The sequence below is a fragment of the Sphingobium subterraneum genome, assembly GCF_014199435.1.
GTDB classification, from domain to species: Bacteria; Pseudomonadota; Alphaproteobacteria; order Sphingomonadales; family Sphingomonadaceae; genus Sphingobium; species Sphingobium subterraneum.
This window is the reverse complement of the sequence record NZ_JACIJP010000001.1, coordinates 983160-1005919: the sequence shown is the minus strand read 5'-3', so window position 1 is coordinate 1005919 and position 22760 is coordinate 983160. Positions and strand designations below refer to the sequence as shown.

General features: G+C 63.7%; 20 protein-coding genes. 9 read left to right on the top strand and 11 right to left on the bottom strand.

What is annotated here, in order from left to right; genetic code table 11:
- From rsmA to FHS92_RS04850, 4 genes are all read right to left on the bottom strand, one after another.
- Window positions 1-828: a 16S rRNA (adenine(1518)-N(6)/adenine(1519)-N(6))-dimethyltransferase RsmA gene (gene rsmA / locus FHS92_RS04865; protein WP_184077968.1), complete on the bottom strand. Its 828-nt coding sequence runs from the start codon at window positions 826-828 to the stop codon at window positions 1-3.
- 5 nt (window positions 829-833) lie between these two features.
- Window positions 834-1847, bottom strand: coding sequence for a 4-hydroxythreonine-4-phosphate dehydrogenase PdxA (pdxA, locus tag FHS92_RS04860; protein WP_184077966.1), 1014 nt, complete (start codon window positions 1845-1847; stop codon window positions 834-836).
- A 10-nt stretch (window positions 1848-1857) separates the two neighbouring features.
- A complete protein-coding gene (locus tag FHS92_RS04855) occupies window positions 1858-3264 on the bottom strand; it encodes a peptidylprolyl isomerase (RefSeq protein ID WP_184078816.1) in 1407 nt (468 codons plus the stop codon).
- Between the two features lie 139 nt (window positions 3265-3403).
- Complete coding sequence (locus tag FHS92_RS04850) at window positions 3404-5602, bottom strand: LPS-assembly protein LptD (protein ID WP_184078814.1); 2199 nt, start codon at window positions 5600-5602, stop codon at window positions 3404-3406.
- A 282-nt stretch (window positions 5603-5884) separates the two neighbouring features.
- Here FHS92_RS04850 and FHS92_RS04845 point away from each other — a divergent pair, with 282 nt between their 5' ends.
- From FHS92_RS04845 to FHS92_RS04830, 4 genes are all read left to right on the top strand, one after another.
- Window positions 5885-7345 (top strand): leucyl aminopeptidase, encoded by a 1461-nt coding sequence (locus tag FHS92_RS04845; protein WP_184077964.1) that lies wholly within the window; start codon window positions 5885-5887, stop codon window positions 7343-7345.
- 11 nt (window positions 7346-7356) lie between these two features.
- Window positions 7357-7794, top strand: a complete 438-nt coding sequence (locus tag FHS92_RS04840; RefSeq protein WP_184077962.1) for a DNA polymerase III subunit chi — start codon at window positions 7357-7359, stop codon at window positions 7792-7794.
- A gap of 101 nt (window positions 7795-7895) precedes the next feature.
- Entirely contained in the window at window positions 7896-8318 is a 423-nt protein-coding gene (gene ndk / locus FHS92_RS04835; protein WP_184077960.1) for a nucleoside-diphosphate kinase, read from the top strand.
- Between the two features lie 112 nt (window positions 8319-8430).
- Entirely contained in the window at window positions 8431-9222 is a 792-nt protein-coding gene (locus FHS92_RS04830; RefSeq protein ID WP_184077958.1) for a transglutaminase-like domain-containing protein, read from the top strand.
- A 3-nt stretch (window positions 9223-9225) separates the two neighbouring features.
- On the opposite strand, the gene FHS92_RS04825 is transcribed toward FHS92_RS04830, so the two are convergent.
- Window positions 9226-9513 carry an HNH endonuclease gene (locus FHS92_RS04825; RefSeq protein WP_184077956.1) on the bottom strand — a complete coding sequence of 96 codons (288 nt, stop codon included), beginning with the start codon at window positions 9511-9513 and terminating at the stop codon, window positions 9226-9228.
- A gap of 135 nt (window positions 9514-9648) precedes the next feature.
- On the opposite strand from FHS92_RS04825, the gene FHS92_RS04820 reads away from it, so the two are divergent.
- From FHS92_RS04820 to FHS92_RS04800, 5 genes are read left to right on the top strand one after another with little or no spacing between them, the layout of a single operon-like run.
- Window positions 9649-10827, top strand: a complete 1179-nt coding sequence (locus FHS92_RS04820; protein WP_184077953.1) for a glycosyltransferase family 4 protein — start codon at window positions 9649-9651, stop codon at window positions 10825-10827.
- A 6-nt stretch (window positions 10828-10833) separates the two neighbouring features.
- A complete protein-coding gene (locus FHS92_RS04815; protein ID WP_184077951.1) occupies window positions 10834-12159 on the top strand; it encodes a replication-associated recombination protein A in 1326 nt (441 codons plus the stop codon).
- 45 nt (window positions 12160-12204) lie between these two features.
- Window positions 12205-12783 carry a DUF1285 domain-containing protein gene (locus FHS92_RS04810; protein WP_184077949.1) on the top strand — a complete coding sequence of 193 codons (579 nt, stop codon included), beginning with the start codon at window positions 12205-12207 and terminating at the stop codon, window positions 12781-12783.
- Window positions 12784-12785: 2 nt separating this feature from the next.
- Window positions 12786-13382, top strand: coding sequence for a CoA pyrophosphatase (locus FHS92_RS04805; RefSeq protein WP_184077947.1), 597 nt, complete (start codon window positions 12786-12788; stop codon window positions 13380-13382).
- On the top strand, window positions 13363-14574 hold the full coding sequence (locus FHS92_RS04800; RefSeq protein WP_184077945.1) for a CCA tRNA nucleotidyltransferase: 1212 nt from the start codon (window positions 13363-13365) through the stop codon (window positions 14572-14574). Before FHS92_RS04805 ends, FHS92_RS04800 begins: the two co-directional genes overlap by 20 nt.
- Here the strand turns inward: FHS92_RS04800 and FHS92_RS04795 are convergent.
- From FHS92_RS04795 to miaB, 6 genes are all read right to left on the bottom strand, one after another.
- Entirely contained in the window at window positions 14538-16280 is a 1743-nt protein-coding gene (locus tag FHS92_RS04795) for a putative bifunctional diguanylate cyclase/phosphodiesterase (protein ID WP_246351760.1), read from the bottom strand. The two genes, FHS92_RS04800 and FHS92_RS04795, sit on opposite strands and share 37 nt — an antisense overlap.
- Window positions 16281-16400: 120 nt before the next feature.
- Complete coding sequence (gene parC, locus FHS92_RS04790; RefSeq protein WP_184077941.1) at window positions 16401-18692, bottom strand: DNA topoisomerase IV subunit A; 2292 nt, start codon at window positions 18690-18692, stop codon at window positions 16401-16403.
- Between the two features lie 186 nt (window positions 18693-18878).
- A complete protein-coding gene (locus FHS92_RS04785; protein WP_184077939.1) occupies window positions 18879-19808 on the bottom strand; it encodes a hemolysin family protein in 930 nt (309 codons plus the stop codon).
- 8 nt (window positions 19809-19816) lie between these two features.
- Window positions 19817-20329, bottom strand: coding sequence for an rRNA maturation RNase YbeY (ybeY, locus tag FHS92_RS04780; RefSeq protein ID WP_184077937.1), 513 nt, complete (start codon window positions 20327-20329; stop codon window positions 19817-19819).
- Window positions 20322-21317 (bottom strand): PhoH family protein, encoded by a 996-nt coding sequence (locus tag FHS92_RS04775; protein WP_184077935.1) that lies wholly within the window; start codon window positions 21315-21317, stop codon window positions 20322-20324. Before FHS92_RS04775 ends, ybeY begins: the two co-directional genes overlap by 8 nt.
- Window positions 21318-21405: 88 nt before the next feature.
- The gene (gene miaB / locus FHS92_RS04770; protein ID WP_184077933.1) at window positions 21406-22752 is read right to left on the bottom strand and encodes a tRNA (N6-isopentenyl adenosine(37)-C2)-methylthiotransferase MiaB; all 1347 of its coding nucleotides are present in this window, start codon (window positions 22750-22752) and stop codon (window positions 21406-21408) included.
- Window positions 22753-22760: the final 8 nt, after the last annotated feature.

Genomic DNA, 22760 nt, shown 5'->3' with positions numbered 1-22760 from the left:
TTAGCGCCGCGACAAGGCCCGCGCCACCGCGACGAATTCCGCGACGCTGAGCGTTTCCGCGCGGCGCTGCGGGTCAATGCCCAAATCGGCCATCGCATCGAGCGCGCCGCTGATGCCCTTGACACTCTGACGCAGCATCTTGCGGCGCTGTCCGAAAGCAGCGGCGGTCAGCCTTTCGAGCACACGGAAATCGACGCCCTGCGGTTCGTCTTCGGGGACGATATGGACCACAGCGGACATGACCTTTGGCGGCGGGGTGAAGGCGCTGCGATGCACTTTCTGCGCAATCCGTGCGGATGATCGCCACTGTGCGAGAACCGCCAGCCGTCCGTAATGATCGCTGTTGACGGGGGCAACGATGCGCTCTGCCACTTCCTGCTGAAACATCAGGGTGAGCGACGCCCACCAGGGCCGCCACGAACAGGACAGCCAGTTCACGAGCAGGGCAGTGCCGACATTATAGGGCAGATTGGCGACGATATGCGCGCCGTCCCCGGCCAATATCCGGGCGTCGACGGCCATCGCATCGCCCTCCGTGACATGCAGGTGACCGGGGAACGCATGTCCCAGTTCCGCAAGCGCTGGGATGCAGCGGGCGTCCCGCTCCACCGCGACGACGTCCGCGCCAGCCCGGAGCAGCGCACGGGTCAACCCGCCCGGCCCGGGGCCGACCTCGAACACCCGCTGCCCCTCCAAAGGGCCGGGTATCGCGGCGATCCGGTCGAGCAACTGCTCGTCGAGCAGGAAATTCTGGCCGAGCGCCTTGCTGGCGTTCAGGCCGTGGGCGGCGATGACATCGCGCAGCGGAGGGAGGGGCGGAGACGCCAAGGCGGCTAGGCCGCGTGCGCCAGGCGATTGCGCGCCGATTGCTCCGCCATACGGATTGCTGCGATCATTGCGCCGGGGCTCGCGATATTCTTACCGGCTATACCAAACGCGGTGCCGTGATCGGGCGACGTCCGCACAATGGGCAGGCCCAGTGTCATGTTGACGCCCTCGTCGAAATAAAGAGTCTTGAGTGGAATCAACGCCTGGTCATGATACATGCAGAGGATGGCGTCGTAACTCTCCCGCGCCGCCGGATGGAACATGCCATCGGGCGAAAAGGGGCCATGTGCATTGATGCCATCGGCCCGCAGCAATTCGACCGCAGGCGCGATGATCTCGATTTCCTCTCGACCCAGATTGCCGTTTTCCCCCGCATGAGGGTTAAGCCCGGCGACAACGAGGCGTGGATTGTCGATACCGAACTGGCGCTGCAATCCGCGGGCCGTGATCTGGCCACGCACGCGGATCAGCTCCGTGGAAAGCGCCGAGGGAACCTGCGCCAGCGGGATGTGGATGGTCACCGGCACAACCCGCAGCGACGGCCCGGCCAGCATCATGACCGCATGATCAGGCGATATGCCGCAGCGCTCGGCGATGAACTCGGTCTGGCCGGGATGGGTGAAACCGACCTCGTAGAGCTGCGCCTTACCGACCGGACCGGTCACGATAGCAGAAGCCGATCCCGTCTTCGTAAGGCCGATGCCGACTTCCAGCGCATGCAATGCGCCGCGTGCACCGTCCGCATTTGGCAGTCCGGGCACCGGCTCCGCTCCCCCGTCGAGATGCAGGCAGGGAAGGGCATTGTCGAAAAACTGGACGGCCTCGTCCGGCGTGTCGATGGCGGCGATGGGGCCGCTCCACACCTGCCGGATCGCGCGGACGTCGCCGATCGCGAAGAACGGCGATAGCCCTTGTGCTTCCCGGACGGCCCAGCTCTTCGCGACGACTTCCGGCCCAATGCCCGCCGGGTCGCCCAGCGTCACGGCAAACGGGGCGAGCGGGCTGTTGCGATCGGACATGGTTTACTCGTCAGTTATAATCGATCACCGCATCACGGCGAAGATCGCGCAGATAGATCCGGGCGCGTTTGTTGACACGCTCGTCCTCGATCTGGCTCATGATCTGGTCAAACGATGGAGCGCCCGCATCGGGTGCATCGTCCCGTCCGCAAAGCACCAGCGCGCGCACACCGTTCTCGACGGACCCGAAAGGAGGCGTCGCCTGACCGATCTGCAGCTTGATCAGCATCTCCTGCAATTGCGGCGGGAGATCGCGGATGCGCACATTGTCGTTGTCCACGACGTCCGCACCCAGCGCCTTGCCGGTGTCGGCCGCAGCGCCGCAGCCCTGGTTCTTGGCAAGTGCATTCGCAAAGGCGGTAACGCGCCCGGTTGCCTGCTCCTTGGTGGTGCCCGCCGGGAACGCAATCGAAAGCTGCTTCAGGCTGAGCACCGCGTCACGCGGGTCGGCGGTCAGTACCTTGCGCTTGTCCATCAGCGCGAGAATCGAAAAACCACCCGCGACAGGGATCGGGCCGCCGATCTGGCCTACCGACATTTCCGTGGCGGCCTTAGCCAGCTCGTCCGGCAACTGCGCGGGACGGACCCAGCCAAGATCGCCGCCGACTGCCGCCGTGGATGCTTCGGAAAACTGTCGTGCATAGGCCGCAAAGGATCCGCCCTGCCTAATCTGATCAATAATGTTCTGCGCGTTGGCGGCGATCTGCTCCCGGTTTTCAGGCGTAGCAGACAGATAGATTTCGCCGACACGCACTTCGTCGGCGCCCTTGGATGCGTTCAGGCGCTCGATGACTGCCTTAACCTCGTCCTCGCTCACATTCACGAACGGCTGGACTTTGCGGCGGAGCAGGCGGCTCCACGCCAGTTCGCCCTCGATCTGGCGGTGAATGCTCGCCGGTGAGCTACCCTTGGTACGGAGGAAAGCGGTGAATTGCTCTGGCGTCTGGCGGAAATTGGAGGCCACCCGCGCAAAGCTCTCGGCGATTTCCGCCTTGTCGATGATAATGTCGTTCGCGGCAGCTTCTTGAATCTGCAATGTTTCGTCGATCAGGTTGCGGAGCACCTGGACGCGCAGCCGCTCTTGCTCCGCCTCGGGGATTTCCCCGCCATTGGCGACCTTGATAAGGGCGAAGCGCTGTTCCACGTCGGTCTGGGTGATGATCTGCCCATTGATGATCGCGGTCGCCTTGTGCAAATTCGGATCGCCCTTGCCGAAGAACGTGACGTTCTTGGGAAGGTCAAGGCCGCTTTGCGGGGCCGACATGTCCTCCTCGGCCACGCTCTGCGCCATCGCGCCATCAAGCGTCGTGGGGACCAGCGCGGTGGCGGCAAGGATCGCGATGAGCGAGGGTGCGGTCACACGGGACGTGCGCGAAAACGAAGACAATCGCCGCGCGGTGGCGAACACTATCTGCATGGGCATCAAGTCAAATACTCTCCGTCAAAGGGGACTGTTGTCCCGATCGCATGGCCGTGGTCGCCGTTTTGTGCACGAGAGCGGATGAACCCTCGCTGAGCAAAGTGATTAAGCCCCCGCCACCCTTATCCGGTCATCCTTATATGCCCAGATTGCGAAAAGCCAGTCGAAGCTGAAACGTGTTCGTGGGTCGCGCGTCGCCCACGAACTGGAAGTCGCGCCGCCACGTTAGGCTCAGGTCCAGACAGTCGTTCTGATAGGCGATCCCGGCGCGGTGCCGCACAGGATCGAACCCGTCAGCCGTGGTAAGCGGATCTTCCCGCTTACCGGTAAGGTCGATGATGGTCGAGCCGAACACCGACCAGTAACGCGCGATCTTCACCCGCGCGCCAAGCCGTACTTCTTCCCGGTCCGAAAGATCTTCGAGGCGCCCCGTCACGTTGCGGTTGAACCGGAGATAGCCGATCGTCGCATAGGTCTGGTGGCTGCCGACGGCCGCGTCGATTTCGTTCCGGCGGATGGCCAGGCTGTCCTTGTCGAGACGGTAACGATGGGTCACCTTCACGAAATCGCGGTAGCGCACCGTGGTACGCCCGACGATATCGGAGACCCGGTCCGAAAGCCCGGTGCCGTCGGGAAGGATCGTGGCGCGGCGGTTGATGCGGTAGCTTTGCCCGACCACGCTTTCCAATGTAAAGTCGTTCAGATCGAGCGCATATTCCACCCCGAAGGTGATGCGGCTCGAATCCTCGAACCGGTCATATCCCGCGAAACGGTTGAGCGCGAAGAGGTTGCTGTCTTCCAGATCGACGGAACGCGAATCCTCGTTCGGTACGCTGAGATTGGCGAGGCGGGGCGCCGCCACGATCTGCACGCGCGGCGTAATCCGCTGCACGCCACCCAGGAACGACCCGATGAACGGCCAGCGCGCGTCCGCAGCCGCCGCGACGATCCCGCGGCTCTGCCAGCCCGACTGGCCGCGATAATCGGCGACCGCGGTCAGCAAATTGTCCGAACTGTGATACACATCCCCGCGGGCAAAGCCGGTAAAGGTAATTTCCTGGCCAAGGCCGGTCAGCCTACGCAGGTTCCACTCCGCCGACACAAAAGCGCGCTGTGTGTCCTGCCCGGAGGCGCGCGTGATCGCGAGCGTGTTGAGCTGGAGCTGGACGTTGCCCCCAAGCAGCGGGTCAACCAGACGTCGGCGGTAGTCGATGACCGGAAGGGCGATCGGCATCTGCCCCGGCCGGTCGCCCGCGCGCAGCGACTGGATCGACCATCCCGCGATCGAGAGATAGCTGTCGGTGTCGATCCGTTCCGCATTGATCGTGGAGCGCAGACGGTCATCATTGGTGATGCTGTAACGGCGCAGGAACGTGGTGTCCGTCGAGCGGCGGAGCGCGCCGGTAATGCTCCATTGCGGGTTCAGCTGAAACTTGCCGCTCGCCTCGATATAGCCGCGCACGTCGCGCTGGGGCTGCGCCGTCGCGCCGGATCCGATGCGCGATCCGTATGTCAGATAACCCGTGACCCGATAGGCGCCCTTGCTCGTCAGGCTGCGATAGCTGGCCTCCATCATCGGTAGCACGCGGGTGTAGACATGTGGCGTGATCGTGAGGTCGCGATTGGGCGCGAGCTTGATGTAATAGGGCGCGGTCGCTTCCAGGCCGTTGACCCCGTTGATCCGCAGGTCCGGCATCAGGAAACCGGTGCCGCCGCCTCCACCCACCGGATGGGAAAATACGGGGAGGACAGCGATCGGGATGCCGAAGAGCTCCAGCCGCGCGCCCTGATAATAGACCCGCTGCCGGTCGGGGCGGTAGATGACCTTGACCGCCTTGATCTGCCAGCTCGGTTCCTTCGGGCAACCGTCCTCGTCCACCACGGGGCAGGGGCTATAGGCCGCATGCGTCAGGGTATAGACATTGTTGACCCGCTGACCCCTGGTCGCCGCGAGCCGTCCTCCTTTGTCGAGGACGAGCAACATGTTGGTGACCACGCCGTCTTTCAGGCTGTCGGTTACGTCGATCTGGTCGCCATAGCCGATGTTGCCGTCCGGGTCGGTGACCGACACATTGCCCCGTGCGACGACCGATCCGGTGGAGCGGTTCCACACGACCGTGTCGGCGCGCAGCCGGTTGCCCTGACGCAGGAGCTGGACATTGCCCGAAGCGGTAACCGTCTGCGTGTCAGTGTCATAGTTGAGCGCGTCGGCCGAAAAGGCGATTTCCTCATCACTCTGCGGCAAGGGCGTATCGGGTGCGGAGACGGCAGGCTTGGTGAGATCCTGCAAGACCGGCTCCTGCGCCGCCGCCATGGAGGCATGGGCGAACAGCATGAACGCAACCGAACCCGCCAGACCGGAGAGCCGCAATCTGGTCCCTGTGGGACGGAAATGTTCGCTCGGCGGGGAGGGAAGAAGCATGCTGTCGATCATCAACTATCGTCTCGGGTCCGGCGTGCCCGGGCCTGTCCTATGCGCTGCCTATTGCATTGCCAAGCGTTGCTCGCAATCCTAATGCGTAACTCTGACATGCTTTCTGCCTCATCCAGGTGCAGACTCTGGCTTCATGATCGGTGGGCGGGTGCTGCTTCGCCGGTTCAAAGATAAGGACATTTGATGGATATTCGTTTCCTTGACGCCCGCTCTCCCGAGACCGACACGCTTATTTTTGTCGTCGGGAAGGATCAGGTCGCAGGGCTACCGCTCGCCGGTGCCGATCTGCTGGCCGCGGGTGCGCAGGCTGCGCGGTTCAAGGGCGAGACCGGCAGCAGCTTCGAGAGTTTCGTGCAGGAGGGGGATGCTGTCCTGCGGGTCGTTCTGGCCGGCGCGGGGGGCGGAGACGAGGCGGAGTTGGAAAAGGCGGGCGCGGCTGTCGTGGCGCGGCTGGCGACGTCCGGAGCGCGGAAGGCTGCGGTGTCCTTCGCGGCGCTCAACAATGCCTCTGCAAGCACGGCCGCCCGTTTCGCTTATGGCGCATCGCTCCGCGCATGGCGTTTGGACCGCTATCGCACGCGGATGCCGGAGAAAAGCCGCCCGACGCTGGAACGCATCGACCTGGTCGGCGCGCCGGAGGGCAGCGCGGATCAGTGGCAACGACTCTCGGCCGTGGCGCAGGGCGTGTTCTTCACGCGCGAATTGGTCGCGGAACCGGCGAACGTCATTTACCCCGAAAGCTTCGTGGAGCGGTGCCGGTCGCTCGAGGAACTGGGCGTCAAGCTCACCGTGCTCAACGAAGTGCAGATGGCGGATCTCGGCATGGGTGCGCTGCTCGGCGTGGCGCAGGGTTCGCCCCGCAAGCCGCGCATTCTCGCGATGGAATGGGATGGCACCGGCGGCACGCAGGACAAGCCGCTCGTCCTGATCGGCAAGGGCGTGACCTTCGACACCGGCGGCATATCGATCAAGCCTGCAGCGGGCATGGAAGACATGAAGTGGGATATGGGCGGCGCAGGTGCGGTCGCGGGGACGATCAAGGCTCTGGCCGGACGCAAGGCAAAGGCGCGGGTGGTCGGCATCTGCGGGCTGGTCGAAAATATGCCCGATGGCAACGCGCAACGTCCTGGGGACGTGGTGACGTCGATGTCGGGCCAGACGATCGAGGTCATCAACACCGATGCGGAAGGACGCCTTGTCCTGTGCGATGTGCTGACCTGGGCACAGCATATTTACCACCCTGAAGTCGTCGTCGATCTTGCTACCCTCACGGGCGCGATGATCGTGGCGCTGGGGGACCAGCATGGCGGCCTGTTCAGCAACGACGACGGGCTTGCTGATGATCTGCTCGCTGCGGGCAAGGCGGCGGGCGACCCGCTGTGGCGCTTCCCGCTGGGCGATGCCTATGACAAGATGATCGACAGCCCGATCGCTGACATGAAGAATATTGGCGGGCGGTTTGCCGGTTCGATCACCGCCGCGCAATTCATCAAGCGTTTCGTCGAGGATGGCGTCAAATGGGCGCATCTCGACATTGCAGGGATGGTCTGGGCGGACAAGCCCGGCGCGGTGTGGGACAAGGGCGCTACCGGCTACGGCGTGCGCCTGCTCGACCGCTTCGTTGCCGATCAGTTCGAATCCTGAAGGCCGCCCGGGTGCAGGTCGACTTTTACCAGTTGAGCCGTGACCCGGTGGAGCAGGTGGTTCCGGCGATCGCCCGGCGTGTCCTCGACCAGGGCGGACGATTGCTGCTGGTCGATGGCCGCGAGGGCGGTCTCGACCGGCTGTCGCGTGCGCTGTGGGAAGTCGAACCGGCGAGTTTCCTCGCCCATGGGCGTGAAGATGATCCGCGCAAGGCCATCCAGCCGATCCTGTTGTCCACGCGGTGCAATGCCGACAATGGCGCGCGCTTTATCGCTTTGGCCGATGGGGTCTGGCGGGACGAGGCGACGGGGTTCGAGCGGGCCTTCTATTTCTTCGACGATGCGGCCATTGAGGGCGCACGCGCCAGTTGGCGGGCGCTCACGGGGCGGGAGGACGTGACGCCGCGCTTCTGGCGGCAGGAGGGGCGACGCTGGGTTCAGGGCCCCTGAAGCGCCCCGCGCCCACCCGATAATCCGCTTGCCGCGACGCACCAACACGGCTACAGGCGCCGCCAACCTGAACATCCACGTATTTCCGGAGTATCGCCATCATGGCCGCAACGCGTACATTTTCCATCATCAAGCCCGACGCCACGCGCCGCAACCTGACCGGCGCGATCACCGCCAAGCTGGAAGAGGGCGGCCTTCGCGTCGTCGCATCGAAGCGTATCCGCATGTCGCGCGAACAGGCCGAAGGCTTTTACGGCGTCCACAAGGAGCGCCCCTTCTTCGCCGATCTCGTCGCTTTCATGATCTCCGGTCCCGTTGTCGTGCAGGTTCTGGAAGGCGAGAATGCCGTGAAGCGCAACCGCGACATCATGGGCGCCACCAACCCTGAAAACGCCGATGCCGGAACGATCCGCAAGGAGTTCGCCGAATCGATCGAGGCAAACTCGGTCCACGGTTCGGACAGCGAGGAGAATGCGGCGGTCGAGATCGCGTTCTTCTTCAAGCCGGAAGAGATCGTAGGCTGATCCTACCGGACATCATCGCAATCGGGAAAGCCGTCGGAGCGTTCCGGCGGCTTTTTTCTTGCACTGCCGCCGCCCCAGGGCACGGACAGCCAGGCCGGGAGTTATCGGTTCCATGACAATCGAAATTACCGTGGCGCTGGAATACAGCTTCGAGCAATCGACGGATATCATGCTGCAGATCGAAGCGGCGGCCATCCCCGAGCAATATCTCGAGCGCGCGCATATCGACGTCGGCAATGTCGAACATTTCGCACGCACGGCCGGGCATGACATGATCGGCGACCGGCTGTGGCTGCGCACCAGTGGGTTGCTGCGTGTCGATTATACCGCCCGGGTGCGGGTCGAGCGCATCCTCACCGATATTGGCACGCTGCCGATGCTCCGCCCCGCCAATCTGCCCGGGGAGGCGGTCCAGTATCTGCTCGATTCCACCTATTGCCCGGCGACCGAGTTTCAATATTTCGTGCAGGCGGAATTTGGTCATCTGGAAGGCGGTGCGCGTGTTGCGGCGATGCGCGACTGGATCGCGGAGAAATTCACCTATGTCGCCGGGTCGAGCGGTCCGCAGACTACCGCGCTGGACAGCTTCGTGATGCGGCGGGGCGTGTGCCGCGACTATACCCACGTCCTCGTCAGCCTGTGCCGCGCGTCGACCATCCCTGCGCGCTTCGTCAGCGTGTACGCACCGGGGGTCGAGCCACAGGATTTCCATGCCGTCGCCGAAGTATTCCTGGGGGGCGAATGGCATCTGGTCGATGCCACCGGCATGGCCAAGGAAGGGGAAATGGCGAAGGTCGGCGTGGGGCGTGACGCTGCAGACGTCAGCTTTCTAACAGCTTATGGTCCCTGCGCGATGCTGTCGCAGTCGGTTGACGTCCGAACGATCGGCTCCGACGCGCGCTGATGTTCAGCGCCGCCTGGCTGCGCTTCGCGTGGGCGCATAGAAGTCCGCTGGCTTGTTGGCCACCCAAATCAAAAACGTCGCGATCTCGGCATGTTGACGCAGAGCGAGGGGTTCCGGTCCCAACCGTGCGAGTTCGGCATTGGTGAAATGCCGGTGGATGGCGCGGTGGCAGATCGGGTGGACTGCTACGGTGTCCCGGCCGCCCCGGCTTTTGGGCACGGGATGATGCCATTCGACGACCGCCCCCAAAGGGCGTTCGCACAGCCAGCAAAGCGAGGGCACGTCACGCATCACCCCTCCTAGCATATACGGAGCCTTGTTCGGATAACGGCGTTTCCGCCGCATGGCCGTTTCCGCCCCCGACCTTACCGACGCGCGCGAAGCACCGCACTTGGCCTTTACGCCCGGCTCGTCTACAGCGCCCGAATGGATGCTCCATCACTTCGGGTCGCCCTTTTCAGCGGCAATTATAATTATGTGCGGGATGGCGCCAATCAGGCGCTCAACCGGCTGGTGGGCTATGTCCTCGCGCAAGGCGGAGCGGTACGGGTCTACTCTCCGACCGTCCCCGAACCCGCATTTCCGCCGACCGGTGATCTGGTGAGCGCGCCGTCCTGGCCGTTTCCCGGCCGCGCTGAATACCGCATTCCGCTGCGTCTGTCGGGCCGCTTGCGCAAGGATCTCAAGGCGTTCGCGCCCAACATCGTGCATGTCGCGAGTCCCGACCCGGTGGGGCATGGCGCGGTGACATGGGCGCGCAGGCAGGGGTTGCCCGCTGTCGCTTCGGTGCATACGCGCTTCGAAACCTATCCGCGCTATTACGGCCTCGCGTTTCTTGAACCGGTGCTGGAGGCCATGCTGCGACGGTTCTACCGGCGGTGCGACGCGATCGTCGCTCCATCGGAATCGATGGCGCAACTGCTGCGTGAGCAGCGCATGAACTATGATGTGGGCATCTGGACCCGTGGCATCGACCGGAGCATCTTCGATCCCGCCAAGCGCGATCTGGAATGGCGCCGTTCGCTGGGGATTGCCGACGACGTGCCGGTTATCGGTTTCGTCGGGAGGCTTGTGATGGAAAAGGGGCTCGACGTCTTCTCCGATACCATCGCCATGCTGGAACGGCAGCAGGTCCGCCATCGCGTGCTGGTCGTGGGCGACGGGCCGGCGCGGGAATGGTTCGCCCATCGTTTGCCCAATGCGGTATTCGCAGGCTTTCAGACAGGCTCCGACCTCGGCCGGGCCGTGGCCAGCATGGACATGCTGTTCAATCCGTCGATCACGGAAACGTTCGGCAATGTGACGCTGGAAGCGATGGCGTGCGCGCTTCCCACCGTCGCCGCCCGCGCAACGGGCAGCGAAAGTCTGGTGCGCGACGGCGAGACCGGGCGGCTGGTACGCCCCGGCGCGATCGCCGAGTTTGCCGAAGCGCTGACCCGCTATTGCACGGACGCTGAATTGCGGGAGCGGTCCGGCCAGAATGCTCGCGTCATTGCCGAATCCTTCGGCTGGGATCAAGTCAATCAGGCACTGGTCGACACCTGGACCCGCATCATTGAGCAGCGCCGGACGGGCGCAACCCCGCAACGCAGCCCGGTGCCCTGACCGGCGATGGGAGACCTGTTCGGCCCGGATGATGCGTCCCCGTCGCCCGCGCCACCGGGCGAGAACGCACCGCTTGCCGACCGGCTTCGCCCCACGCGTCTGGACGATGTGGTGGGGCAGGATCACCTGACCGGCCCGGACGGTGCGATCGGTCGTATGGTTGCGGCGGGGCGGCTGTCGTCGATCATCTTCTGGGGTCCGCCGGGCACGGGGAAGACTACCATTTCCCGCCTGTTGGCCGATGCGGTTGGCATGCGGTTTGAGCCGGTATCGGCGGTATTCACGGGCGTTGCCGATCTGAAGAAGCTCTTCGCCGCCGCGCGCGAGCATGCGAAGCTCGGCCGCAAGACCCTGTTGTTCGTGGACGAGATCCACCGCTTCAATCGCGCGCAGCAGGATGGGTTTCTGCCCTATGTCGAGGATGGCACGATCACCCTGGTCGGCGCGACGACCGAGAACCCGAGCTTCGAACTGAACGCCGCTTTGTTGTCCCGCGCGCAGGTGCTGATCCTGCGCCGTCTCGATGCCGCCGCGCTGGAAAAGCTGCTTGCACGGGCGGAAGAGGTGATGGGCCGCGCTCTACCGCTCGATGCCGCCGCGCGCGAGGCGCTGATCGCCAGCGCCGATGGGGACGGGCGCTTTCTGCTCAACCAGGCGGAAACGCTGTTTTCGGTGCAAATCGATGCGCCGTTGGACCCGGCGGGCCTGTCGGCGCTGCTCCACCGACGAGTCGCGGTCTATGACAAGGATCGCGAGGGGCATTACAACCTGATTTCCGCCCTGCACAAGGCCTTGCGCGGGTCCGATGCGCAGGCTGCTCTCTATTATCTGGCACGAATGCTGGTTGCGGGCGAGGAGCCACTCTACGTGCTGCGGCGGCTGGTGCGGTTCGCCAGCGAGGATATCGGCCTCGCCGATCCGCAGGCGCTGGTGCAGTGCCTCGCCGCAAAGGACGCCTATGATTTCCTTGGCAGTCCGGAGGGGGAGTTGGCGATTGTCCAGTGCTGCCTCTATTGCGCGACCGCGCCCAAATCCAATGCCGCCTACAAGGCGCAGAAGGCGGCATGGAAATCGGCTCGGGACACCGGGTCGCTGATGCCGCCCGCCAACATCCTCAACGCGCCGACCAAGCTGATGAAGGACATCGGCTATGGGGCAGGGTACGCCTATGATCATGATCGGCCGGATGGCTTTTCGGGCGACAATTACTGGCCGGATGAGATGAGCCCCGCGCACTTCTACACGCCGACCGACCGCGGCTTCGAAAAGCGGATTGCGGAGCGGCTCGCTTATTGGGACGATCTGCGCACGCGCGCCCGTGCCGGGGAATGACGGTCGGCATTTGCCATTTGGTGCAACGCTGCCTATCTGCAACTCATGCCCATGGACCCACTGCCTGATCTTGCTTCCCTGAGCCTTGCGGAGATCGCAAAGCTTGTGGAGGAACGTAAACTTCCACCCGTAAAGAACTGGAATCCCACACATTGTGGGCACAGCGACATGCGGATCGCTGCGGACGGGACATGGTTCCACCAAGGATCGCCCATTGGCCGGGCAGAGATGGTACGGCTTTTCTCGACAATATTGCGGCGGGAGCCGGACGGCAGTTTCGTGCTGGTCACGCCGGTGGAGAAACTGACCATCGATGTCGAGGATGCCCCCTTCGTCGCGGCGGAAGTGCGCAGCGAAGGAGTGGAGCGGGGCAGGGCGCTGGTGTTCCGCCTCAATACCGGAGAGCTGGTCCCAGCCGACGGTGAACATGGTATCACTGTGCGGGAAGGGGACGATGGCCCGCGTCCCTATCTTCATGTGCGTGACGGTCTGGAGGCGCTCATCGCCCGCCCGGTCTATTATGAACTCGCCAACATCGCGCTCGATGACGCGGTGGGTCCGGACGGACGGCCTGGCGTGTGGAGCAACGGCATCTTCTTTCCGCTGGGCAGCACGAGCGAGTGAGCATGACGCTCGCCGACCAACTGCGGGAACAATTGACCCATGGCCATAGCATCGACCATGCGGTGCTGGCGGACGAGCGCTGGACCGACGAACCGCTGCATCCCGCCGCCGTCCTGATTGCGGTAACCGACCGGGAAAATCCCGGCGTGATCCTGACACGGCGCGCGTCGCATCTGCGCAAGCATGCGGGGCAGGTTGCCTTCCCCGGCGGGCGTGTCGACCCCGACGACGCTGATGTCGTCGCCGCGGCGCTGCGGGAAGCGCAGGAGGAAATCGCGCTCGACCCCCGGCAGGTCCGGATTGTCGGCACGTCTGACCGGTATAAAACGTTTACCGGCTTCGACATCATTCCGGTGTTGGCCGTCATTCCCCCAGACCTGCCGCTCACGCCCCATGAGCATGAGGTCGAAGCACTGTTCGAGGTACCGCTCGATTTCCTGCTCTCGCCCGCCAACCGGGAACGCAAGGCGATCGACTTTGCGGGCGGGATCCGGCATTATTACGAGATCATATGGGGGGACCATCGGATATGGGGCGTGACGGCCGCGATCATCGCGAACCTGTCGAAGCGGCTGGGTTATGACGACCTTCCTGCCTGACGCCCCGTGGCGGCATCGGCCGGGGCTGGACGAATTGTTCGCGGTGCTGGAAGCGGAGACGGATACCGTCCGCTATGTCGGCGGAGCCGTGCGGGACGGGTTGTTGGGCGATCCGGTGTCTGACATCGATCTGGCGACGACCTACCCTCCCGACGAAACGATGGCGCGTCTGCACGGCGCCGGAATAAAGGTCGTGCCCACCGGCATCGCCCACGGCACCGTGACCGCCATCATCGACCACCGGCCGGTGGAAATCACCACCCTGCGTCATGATGTGGAGACGGACGGACGCAGGGCGACCGTCGCGTACACCGACGATTGGCAGGCGGATGCCGCGCGGCGCGATTTCACGATCAACGCGCTCTACGCCAGCCCGATCGACGGACGGATCAGCGATTATTTCAGCGGACTGGACGATCTGGCGGCAGGTCGGGTGCGCTTCATTGGCGATCCTGGCGCGCGCATATCCGAGGACCATCTACGAATTCTGCGCTTTTTCCGCTTCTTCGCCCGCTTCGGACAGGGCGCGCCGGATGCGGCGGCGTATGAGGCCTGCCGTGCGCACGCCAACAGCCTGATGGCGCTGTCGCGCGAGCGTATCGCGGATGAATTGCTGAAACTGCTCGCTCTGCCACACCCCGTTCCGGCAGTCCGGCTGATGGTGGAAGGCGACATATTGGCGCCGGTGCTCCCCGAGATTACGTCTGAAGGGCTGGCGCATCTTGCAACCCTGGTCGATCGGGAAGCCGCCGCCGGGGTGCAGCCCTGCGCTGTGCTTCGGCTCGCCGCTCTGTTGCCGCGCGACGGCCGGATCGGCGAACAGGCTGCGGCCCGGCTGAAACTTTCCAATAAGGCACGTAAGCGGATCGCAACGGCGCTTTCCGGACCCCCGGCGCATGGGTCGGCGCGGGAACTGGCGTTTCGTGTCGGGCAGGAAAGCGCGATCGACATGATCCTGCTGGATCCCGCAAAAGACCCTAGGGATGTAAGCGTGCTGCGCGCGTGGCACGTGCCGGCCCTGCCGGTGGGCGGCGCGGACTTGCTGGCGTTGGGGATGGCGCCCGGACCGGATATCGCGCGAACGCTGACGCAAATACGGGAGCAGTGGATTGCAGAAGGTTTTCCTTCCGCCGAACGCGCCCGCGCGATCGCGGCTCAGATCGCCTCGAACTCCCATCGCGAAAGCCAGTAGGCGAAGGCGTCGTCTGCCGTCATCGGCCGGGCATAGTAGAAGCCTTGCCCCACGGTGCATCCCATGTCGCGCAGGGCTTCGGCGACGGCATGGCTCTCGATGCCCTCCGCCGTGGTCTTGAGCTTGAGCGCCTGAGCAAGCGAGAGGATGGCACGGATGATTGCGTGCTTGTCGCTGTCGACCAGCATGTCCGACACGAAGCTGCGGTCGATTTTGAGGGCATCCAGCGGCAGGCTCTGCAGGCTGGCCATGTTGGAATAGCCCGTCCCGAAATCGTCCATGGCGATCGAAACGTTAAAGCCTTTGAGTGCATTAAGCAGCGTACGGCAAGCATCGGGATCACCGACCAAAGCGCTTTCCGTCATTTCGATGGTGAGGCGGCGGCCATCCACACCGTTCATCCGCAATGCGTCGCTGATCGCGGAGATCACGTCATCGCGCACCATCTGGATCGGCGACAGGTTGACGTTCATCCGCAGCGGAACAATGCTTCCCTGCGCCTTGTCCCAGCGGCTCAATTGCCGCATCGATTCGTTGAGCGCCCAGCGACCCAGTTGTACAATGAGCCCGGATTCCTCGGCGACCGGAATGAAGTCGTTGGGCGAGACCGGACCCAGCTCGTCATCATGCCAGCGGGCCAGCGCCTCGAAACCCGTGATCTCGTTGCTGGCCAGGTCGACCAGCGGTTGGAACATCAGGTGCAGGCCGCCCGTCGACAAGGCGTTGCGAAGGCGACTCTCGATGAGAAAGCGGCGCCGCGCCGCGCTCAGCACGCCCGGACGATAGACTTCGAGCCGGTCGGTTCGCTTGGCAGTGCGTACCGCGGTTTGCGCTTGGCGAATCAACTCGTCGGCTTCAGCCTCATCGACCCGGGCGATGGCGCAGCCCACGGCGCAATCAATCGAAAGCTGGAAGTTTGCCAGACGGACCGGCGCGACGACCGCGGCCTTGATTTGCGCCGCCAGCGACATGGCGTCGGTCAATCCGTTGGGGAGGAGGCGGCAGATGGCGAATTCATCGCCCCCCAGCCGGGCCAGAATGAGGTCGGGCGTGATCAACGCCTTCAACCGCTTCGCAACGGACAAAATCAGTTCGTCGCCCGCCAGTGAACCCAGCGATTCATTGATACGACTGAAGCGGACGAGATCGACCATAATGACAGAGATCTCGCTGCTCGGCGTATCCTTGGCACTGCTGATCATATGCTCGAGCGCTTCGCCGAAGCCGATGCGGTTGGGCAGTGACGTCAGCGTGTCGGACACCAGTTCGCGGCGAAGGCTTTCCTCGATCCGGCGGTCGGATGTGCGGTCAAGCGCGCTCAGTAGGATGTGATCGCCCGAGCCGCCCAGGTCGCGTATCCAGCCGAGCGTGCAGGCGAAGGTTTCCGCCCCTATCGGCGTCTCGCGCAAAATCTCGAAATGGCAGATCGCCTGCTTGCCTATAACGAATCCCGTAACGGCGCGGCGAATTTCGCCCGCCATCGGATCGTCAGCAGAAGCGAAGCCGTTCCTCAAATTGGGAAACGTGCGCAGAAAATTCTCGGTACAATGATCGATCTGCGGATCTGAGCCGGCCAAGCGAATGAGGGCCGCAGGATAGGGGATGGCGGCCAGCCAGTTGGGTGCGCCGACCGCGGTTTTTGCGGGCAGCGGAACGACGGTATCGTCCGAGCAATCATTGTCGGCGATCCATGGGCGTGGCGACATTCCGTCCATGGATAGGATAAACGTCCATTCACAAAGAATATTAAGCGCTTAAACCCATTTTAGACGCGAATTTCCGTTTCCGGTCTGAGACCCGGATCATTTTGCGCGGGCGAGCGCCGTTCACCCAAACCGGTTGTTCCGGGGAAAGCCCGTTGGTGGCATCCGCCCAGCTGCCCCTCGCGCCGCGCGCCAAGGGGAAAGGTCGGCCTCCGTGCGGGTGCGACCGCTCTCGCCACCCATGGTCCAACTCAGCCCGTCGGCGAGCGCGAAGGCGGTGATGTCCGACAATCCCCCGTCGCGATAGCGCTGGAGTTGAACCCCTTGGCCGCGCGCCATTTCGGGCAGCTCGGCGAGTGGAAAGACGAGCAGCTTGCGGTTCTCACCAATAACGGCGACGCTGTCTGTTCCCGCCGCGATCGGTCGGACCGCGACAAGCCGCGCGCCCGGCCGGACGTTGACGACCTGCTTGCCCTTGCGCGTTTCCGCGACCACGTCAGCCATGGCGGCGACAAATCCGCGCCCGTCACTCGCGGCGAGCAGCATCTTGCCTTCGCTCCGGGCTGGAAGCAGGGCAATAATCTCCGTTTCGTTATCGAGATCGACCATCAGGCGCACCGGTTCGCCAAAACCGCGTCCGCCGGGCAGTTTGTCCGACGCCAGCGTATAGAAGCGGCCATTGGCGCAAGCGAGCAGCAGCTTGTCGGTGGTCTGCGCGTGGAAGGCAAAGGCGGGGCCGTCGCCTTCCTTGAACTTGAGTGCATCGGCCGCTGCCGTGTCGACATGGCCCTTCATCGCGCGAATCCAGCCACGTTGGGACAGGATGACGGTAATCGGTTCCCGCTCGATCATCGCTTCCAGGGGGATTTCACGGGCTGGTGCAGCCTCTTCGACCGCGGTGCGACGGCGGCCAAGGTCACTCTCCGGGCTGTAGCGCTTGCGCAGGTCGGCGAGATTGCGCTTGAGCTTCGTCCGCTGTCGTGCAGGGCTCTCGACCAGCTTCTGCAGCTCGTCGCGCTCTTTCAGCAATTCCGCATGTTCGCGGCGCAGCTCCATCTCCTCCAGCTTGCGCAGGGAGCGCAACCGCATGTTGAGGATGGCTTCGGCCTGCCGGTCGTTGAGTTGAAATTCTTCCATCATGACGGCCTTGGGCTCGTCCTCGGTGCGGATGATCTCGATCACCCGGTCGAGATTGAGATAGGCGATGATGTATCCGTCGAGCAGTTCGACACGCGCGGCGATCTTGTCCAGCCGATGCTGCGCGCGCCGGACCAGCACGTCGATCTGATGAGTAAGCCATTGAACAAGAACGTCTTTAAGACAGAGAACGCGCGGCGTATGAGTGGCGTCGAGTACATTCATGTTGAGGCTAAAGCGCACCTCCAGATCGGTCAGGCGGAAGAGGCTGTCCATCAGCACGCCCGGGTCAACCGTGCGGCTGCGCGGTTCGAGAATGATACGGATTTCGGCATCGGACTCGTCGCGAATGTCGGCGAGGATCGGCAGCTTTTTTTCGGTGATCAGAGCGGCGATCTGCTCGATCAACTTGGATTTGCCGACCTGGTAGGGGATTTCCGTGATGATGATGTTCCAGACGCCGCGCGCTTCGTCTTCCTTGTGCCAGCGGGCGCGGATGCGCATCGCGCCACGCCCGACGGCATAGGCATCGGAAATGACGGACGGCGCGTCGACCAGAACGCCGCCCGTTGGCATGTCTGGCCCGCGCACGATCTGCATCAGCGCGGGGTGATCGGTCTCCGGTTGGTCGATGAGCAGCGTGGCGGCGTCGATGATCTCCGCGACATTGTGCGGCGGGATGCTGGTCGCCATGCCCACCGCGATGCCGCTGGCGCCGTTGGCGAGCAAGTTCGGGAACAGGCCGGGAAACACCTCCGGCTCCTCTTCCTCGCCGTTGTACGTGGGCCGGAATTCAACCGTGCCTTCATCCAGCCCATCCATCAGATCTGCGGCCGCCTGCGTCAGGCGCGCTTCTGTGTAGCGCATTGCCGCCGCGTTATCGCCGTCGATATTGCCGAAGTTCCCCTGGCCATCGACCAGCGGCGTGCGCAGCGAGAAGTCCTGCGCCAGGCGGACCATGGCGTCATAGACGCTGGCGTCGCCGTGCGGATGGTATTTGCCGATGACGTCGCCCACGACGCGCGCGCACTTTTTGTAGCTTGTGGCGTTGCGCGCTGGATTGGCCATCAGCGTATCGGGCGTCGCGCCCGAGGGTTCAAGCCGCAGAAGCCGCATCGCCCAGAGCAGGCGGCGATGCACCGGCTTCAGTCCGTCGCGCAGGTCCGGGAGCGAGCGCGCGGTAATGGTCGACAGGGCATAGACAAGATAGCGTTCGGACAGCGCGGTATCGAAAGGGTGGTCCTTGATGCTGTCGAACGGGTCGCGGAAATCGGTCATACCCCTGCGATAGCAAGCGCCGCCCGGGTTGGCGAGGGGGTGTAAAGATCAGACCATCAAGCTGACGTGCTCCGTTCGTGCTGAGGTGCCATTGAGCCTGACGAAATGGCATATCGAAGCACCCTTCGATGCGGGGACTTCGACAAGCTCAGTCCCTACTCAGGGTGAACGGGCGAGGAAGTTGTCTTACTCGCCCTTTTCCTCATCCCCACCCGGCGGGTGCAGCCGAAGCCTTTTGACGCGGCGCGGGTCGGCGGCAACAATTTCCAGCCGCCAGCCGCTGTTGACGTGGAGCAGGATCTCGCCCGCTTGCGGCACATGGCCCGCGATGACGAAGGCGAGGCCGCCCAGCGTGTCGACGTCTTCCTCGACATCGGCAAGTTTGGGATCGATGGTGTCGGCCACATCGTCCAGTTCGGCGCGGGCGTCCGCTTCCCAAAGGCCATCGTCCAGTGCGACGAGCATGTCCTCTGGCGCGTCGTCATGCTCGTCCTCGACGTCGCCGACAATTTCCTCGACCAGGTCCTCGAACGTCACGAGACCTTCGGTGCCCGAATATTCGTCGAGCACGATCGCGAGGTGGGTCCGTTTGGCGCGCATTTCAGCGAGCAGATCGAGCACGCCCATGCTTTCGGGGACGTAAAGTGGCTGGCGAATCAGGGCGGCGAGCGCCTTGGGCGGCGGTTCCTTGCCGACCAGCACAGCGAATGCATCGCGGATGTGGATCATGCCGACAATGGTGTCGAGCGTGTCGCGATAGACAGGAATGCGGCTGTGCCCGGCTTCAGCGAACAGGGCGGTCAGTTCGGCAAAGCTCGCCTTTTCCTCGATGGCGATAATGTCCGCGCGGGGAACGGCGATGTCGTCGACCGTATGTTCGCTGAAATGCAGGAGGTTGCGCAGCATCTGCCGTTCGAGCGGGCCAAGGTCGCCCTTTGCCGCATCGGTCGACGGGGCAGTGTCCTCCTCGTCATATTCGTCGATCGCTTCTTCGATCTCGCGGCGCAGCGTCTGGTCGCTGTCATTGCCGAACAGCAGGGACTTGATGCCCTGCCATAAATTACCGCCTTCGCTACTGTCTGCTTCTTTCGCGGGCGTCGGGCTGTCGTCAGCCATGATAGTGGTTATTCCCCTGTTGCAGCGGCGTAAGGATCGGCGATGTTGAGGGACGCGAGCGCGGCCACCTCCATCGCTTCCATCGCTTCGGCTTCGTGATCCATCATATGGTCATAGCCGAGCAGATGCAAAGTCCCATGTACGATAAGATGAGATGCATGATCGGCCATGGTGACGTTTTTGTCTGCTGCCTCCCGGGTGCAGACGCCGGACGCGAGCACGATATCACCCAAGAGGGCCTCGCCATCGTCGGTGTTGGCGAGTGCCTCGATCAGATCGGGCTGCACTTGCGGGAAGGACAGGACGTTGGTCGGCGCGTCCTTATGGCGATAGTCGCGGTTGAGCGTGCGCACTTCCTCGTCATCGGTCAGCTTGACCGAAATCTCCACCAGCGCGGTGATCGTCGCCAGCTCGCCATAGGGCGAGATCGCGATGGCGGCGCGCACCGCATCGGCGGCCAGGGCAGGCCAGTCCGTCCCGGCGGGCCAGCCCTCCTCGCCCTGAACTGCGATATCAAGCATCCGGCCCCTCATAGGCCTGCACGATACGCCCTACGACGGGGTGACGCACCACATCGGCAATGCCGAAGGATACGACGCCGATGCCCTCTACGCCTTCCAGGCGCCCCACCGCGTCGGCAAGGCCGGACACGCCCGGCTGCGGTAGGTCGACCTGCTTGGGATCACCGCAGATCACCATCCGACTGCCTTCGCCAAAGCGGGTGAGGAACATCTTCATCTGTGCAATGGTGGTGTTCTGCGCCTCGTCAAGGATGATGAAGGCATTGGCGAGCGTGCGTCCGCGCATGAAGGCCAAAGGCGCAATCTCGATCTCGCCGCTCGCGATGCGGCGCTCCACCTGCTCGGCGGGCAGGGTGTCGTAGAGCGCATCATAAAGCGGCCGCAGATAGGGGTCGACCTTCTCCTTCATGTCGCCGGGCAGGAAACCGAGCCGCTCACCCGCTTCCACGGCGGGGCGGGAGAGGATGAGGCGGTCGACGCTACCGGTGATCAGCTGGCTGACCGCCTGTGCGACGGCGAGGTAAGTCTTGCCGGTACCTGCCGGACCCAGCGCGAAGATCACGTCCTGCCGGATCAGTTCTTCCATATAGGTGACCTGCGTCGCGGAGCGCGGGACGATCGTTTTCTTGCGGGTGCGAATCATGATCTTGGGCGGTTCTGACACGTCATGCCGGATGATACCGTCAAGCGTCGGTTCGGATGACATCGCGATTACGGCGTCGACCGCGCCCGCGTCGATATCCTGCCCCATGTTTACGCGATTATAGAGCCCCGTAATGACATCGCGCGCCCGTGCGGCGGCTTCGGCCTGGCCTTCGATCTGCAGCTTGTTGCCGCGCGCCGCGATATAGACGCCCAGCCGGTTCTCGATCGCCACGAGATTTTGGTCGAACTGGCCAAAGACGGTACCGAGCAGGTGCGGCTTATCGAAACTGACTTCGATCCGGGCACGGTCGCCGGGTTCGGCGCGGGTCTGCTTTTTCGCCATCAGGAAGTCCGCCTTTCCATCGCGCTCGTCGTTCCATCGGGTTCCTCTGCCGAGTGCGGCAGATGCAAGTGAACGGCGGTGCTGTGGATCAAGCGGCTTTCCTCCTTACCAGTTCCCCGGCGAGGCTGTTCGGCCCCGCGCTGACAATATCGACATCGATCATATCGCCGATCTGTGCATCGGTGATGACATGGACCGACTGCAGCCACGGCGACTTGCCGATGACCTGACCCGGCTTGCGCCCTGGCTTTTCCACAAGGATGCGCGTGCGCTTGCCGACGGTCGCGGTGTTGAACGCCTGTTGGTGCGCAATGATCCGTGCCTGAAGTTGCTGCAGGCGCTCGTCCATCACTTCGGTCGCGATCTGGTGGTCCATGTCGGCTGCCGGTGTACCGGGACGAGAGCTGTATTTGAACGAGAAGGCGTAGGCGTAGCGCACTTCCTCGACGATTCTGAGGGTTGCGGCAAAGTCCGCATCGCTCTCCCCCGGAAAGCCGACGATGAAGTCACCGGACAACGCGATGTCCGGGCGCGCCTGGCGGACCCGCTCGATCAGACGGAGATAGCTTTCGGTGGTGTGGCTGCGGTTCATCGCCTTGAGGATGGGGTCGGATCCCGCCTGCACGGGCAGATGGAGGAACGGCATCAGCTTTTCGACATCGCCGTGCGCGGCGATCAGGCCCTCGGTCATGTCGTTGGGGTGGCTGGTGGTGTAGCGGATGCGTTCCAGCCCCGGCATCCGGTCCAGCACGCGGATCAGCCCGTCGAGGCCTTGCACCACGCCCTTGTCGTCTTCCCCGGTCCAGGCGTTGACGTTCTGGCCGAGCAGGGTGATCTCCCGTGTGCCGCCATCGACCAGCGCCTTGGCCTCGTCGACAATCGCAGACCAGGGTCGGCTGATTTCCGCGCCGCGCGTATAGGGAACGACGCAATAGGTGCAGAACTTGTCGCAGCCTTCCTGCACGGTGAGGAAGGCCGTGGGGCGGGACTGGCGGGTACGGGCGGGCAGGGCGCCGAATTTCGATTCGACCGGCATATCGGTGTCGAGCGCCTCTTCGCCCTGGGCTGCGCGCACGATCAGGTCGGGCAGGCGGTGATAGGCCTGCGGGCCGACGACGATATCGACCATCGACGTCCGACGGCTGATCTCCGCGCCTTCGGCCTGTGCGACGCAGCCAGCCACCGCGATCATCGGGCGGCTGCCGTCTTCCCGGCGCATCCGGCCGATGTCGGAATAGACCTTTGCCACCGCTTTCTCGCGGATATGGCAGGTGTTGAGCACCACCATATCGGCGTCTGCGCCGTCTTCCGCCGCAACCATGCCCTGCGCGCCGAGCATCTCGCTCATGCGTTCTCCGTCATAGACGTTCATCTGACAGCCGAAGGATTTGACCTGAAATGTCTTGGGGAGGGCTTGCGGGGTTTTGCGAGTCATTGACACCG

Excerpts from the sequence above, each read along its gene's own strand:
- miaB (WP_184077933.1), bottom strand. The coding sequence starts at position 22,752 with ATGACTCGCAAAACCCCGCAAGCCCTCCCCAAGACATTTCAGGTCAAA.
- parC (WP_184077941.1), bottom strand. The coding sequence starts at position 18,692 with ATGACCGATTTCCGCGACCCGTTCGACAGCATCAAGGACCACCCTTTC.
- FHS92_RS04815 (WP_184077951.1), top strand. The coding sequence starts at position 10,834 with ATGGGAGACCTGTTCGGCCCGGATGATGCGTCCCCGTCGCCCGCGCCA.
- FHS92_RS04805 (WP_184077947.1), top strand. The coding sequence starts at position 12,786 with ATGACGCTCGCCGACCAACTGCGGGAACAATTGACCCATGGCCATAGC.
- FHS92_RS04810 (WP_184077949.1), top strand. The coding sequence starts at position 12,205 with ATGCCCATGGACCCACTGCCTGATCTTGCTTCCCTGAGCCTTGCGGAG.
- FHS92_RS04825 (WP_184077956.1), bottom strand. The coding sequence starts at position 9,513 with ATGCGTGACGTGCCCTCGCTTTGCTGGCTGTGCGAACGCCCTTTGGGG.
- FHS92_RS04775 (WP_184077935.1), bottom strand. The coding sequence starts at position 21,317 with ATGGCGAAAAAGCAGACCCGCGCCGAACCCGGCGACCGTGCCCGGATC.
- FHS92_RS04785 (WP_184077939.1), bottom strand. The coding sequence starts at position 19,808 with ATGGCTGACGACAGCCCGACGCCCGCGAAAGAAGCAGACAGTAGCGAA.
- FHS92_RS04850 (WP_184078814.1), bottom strand. The coding sequence starts at position 5,602 with ATGCTGTTCGCCCATGCCTCCATGGCGGCGGCGCAGGAGCCGGTCTTG.
- ybeY (WP_184077937.1), bottom strand. The coding sequence starts at position 20,329 with ATGCTTGATATCGCAGTTCAGGGCGAGGAGGGCTGGCCCGCCGGGACG.
- FHS92_RS04830 (WP_184077958.1), top strand. The coding sequence starts at position 8,431 with ATGACAATCGAAATTACCGTGGCGCTGGAATACAGCTTCGAGCAATCG.
- FHS92_RS04855 (WP_184078816.1), bottom strand. The coding sequence starts at position 3,264 with ATGCAGATAGTGTTCGCCACCGCGCGGCGATTGTCTTCGTTTTCGCGC.
- pdxA (WP_184077966.1), bottom strand. The coding sequence starts at position 1,847 with ATGTCCGATCGCAACAGCCCGCTCGCCCCGTTTGCCGTGACGCTGGGC.
- FHS92_RS04845 (WP_184077964.1), top strand. The coding sequence starts at position 5,885 with ATGGATATTCGTTTCCTTGACGCCCGCTCTCCCGAGACCGACACGCTT.
- ndk (WP_184077960.1), top strand. The coding sequence starts at position 7,896 with ATGGCCGCAACGCGTACATTTTCCATCATCAAGCCCGACGCCACGCGC.
- FHS92_RS04820 (WP_184077953.1), top strand. The coding sequence starts at position 9,649 with ATGGATGCTCCATCACTTCGGGTCGCCCTTTTCAGCGGCAATTATAAT.
- FHS92_RS04795 (WP_246351760.1), bottom strand. The coding sequence starts at position 16,280 with ATGTCGCCACGCCCATGGATCGCCGACAATGATTGCTCGGACGATACC.
- FHS92_RS04800 (WP_184077945.1), top strand. The coding sequence starts at position 13,363 with ATGACGACCTTCCTGCCTGACGCCCCGTGGCGGCATCGGCCGGGGCTG.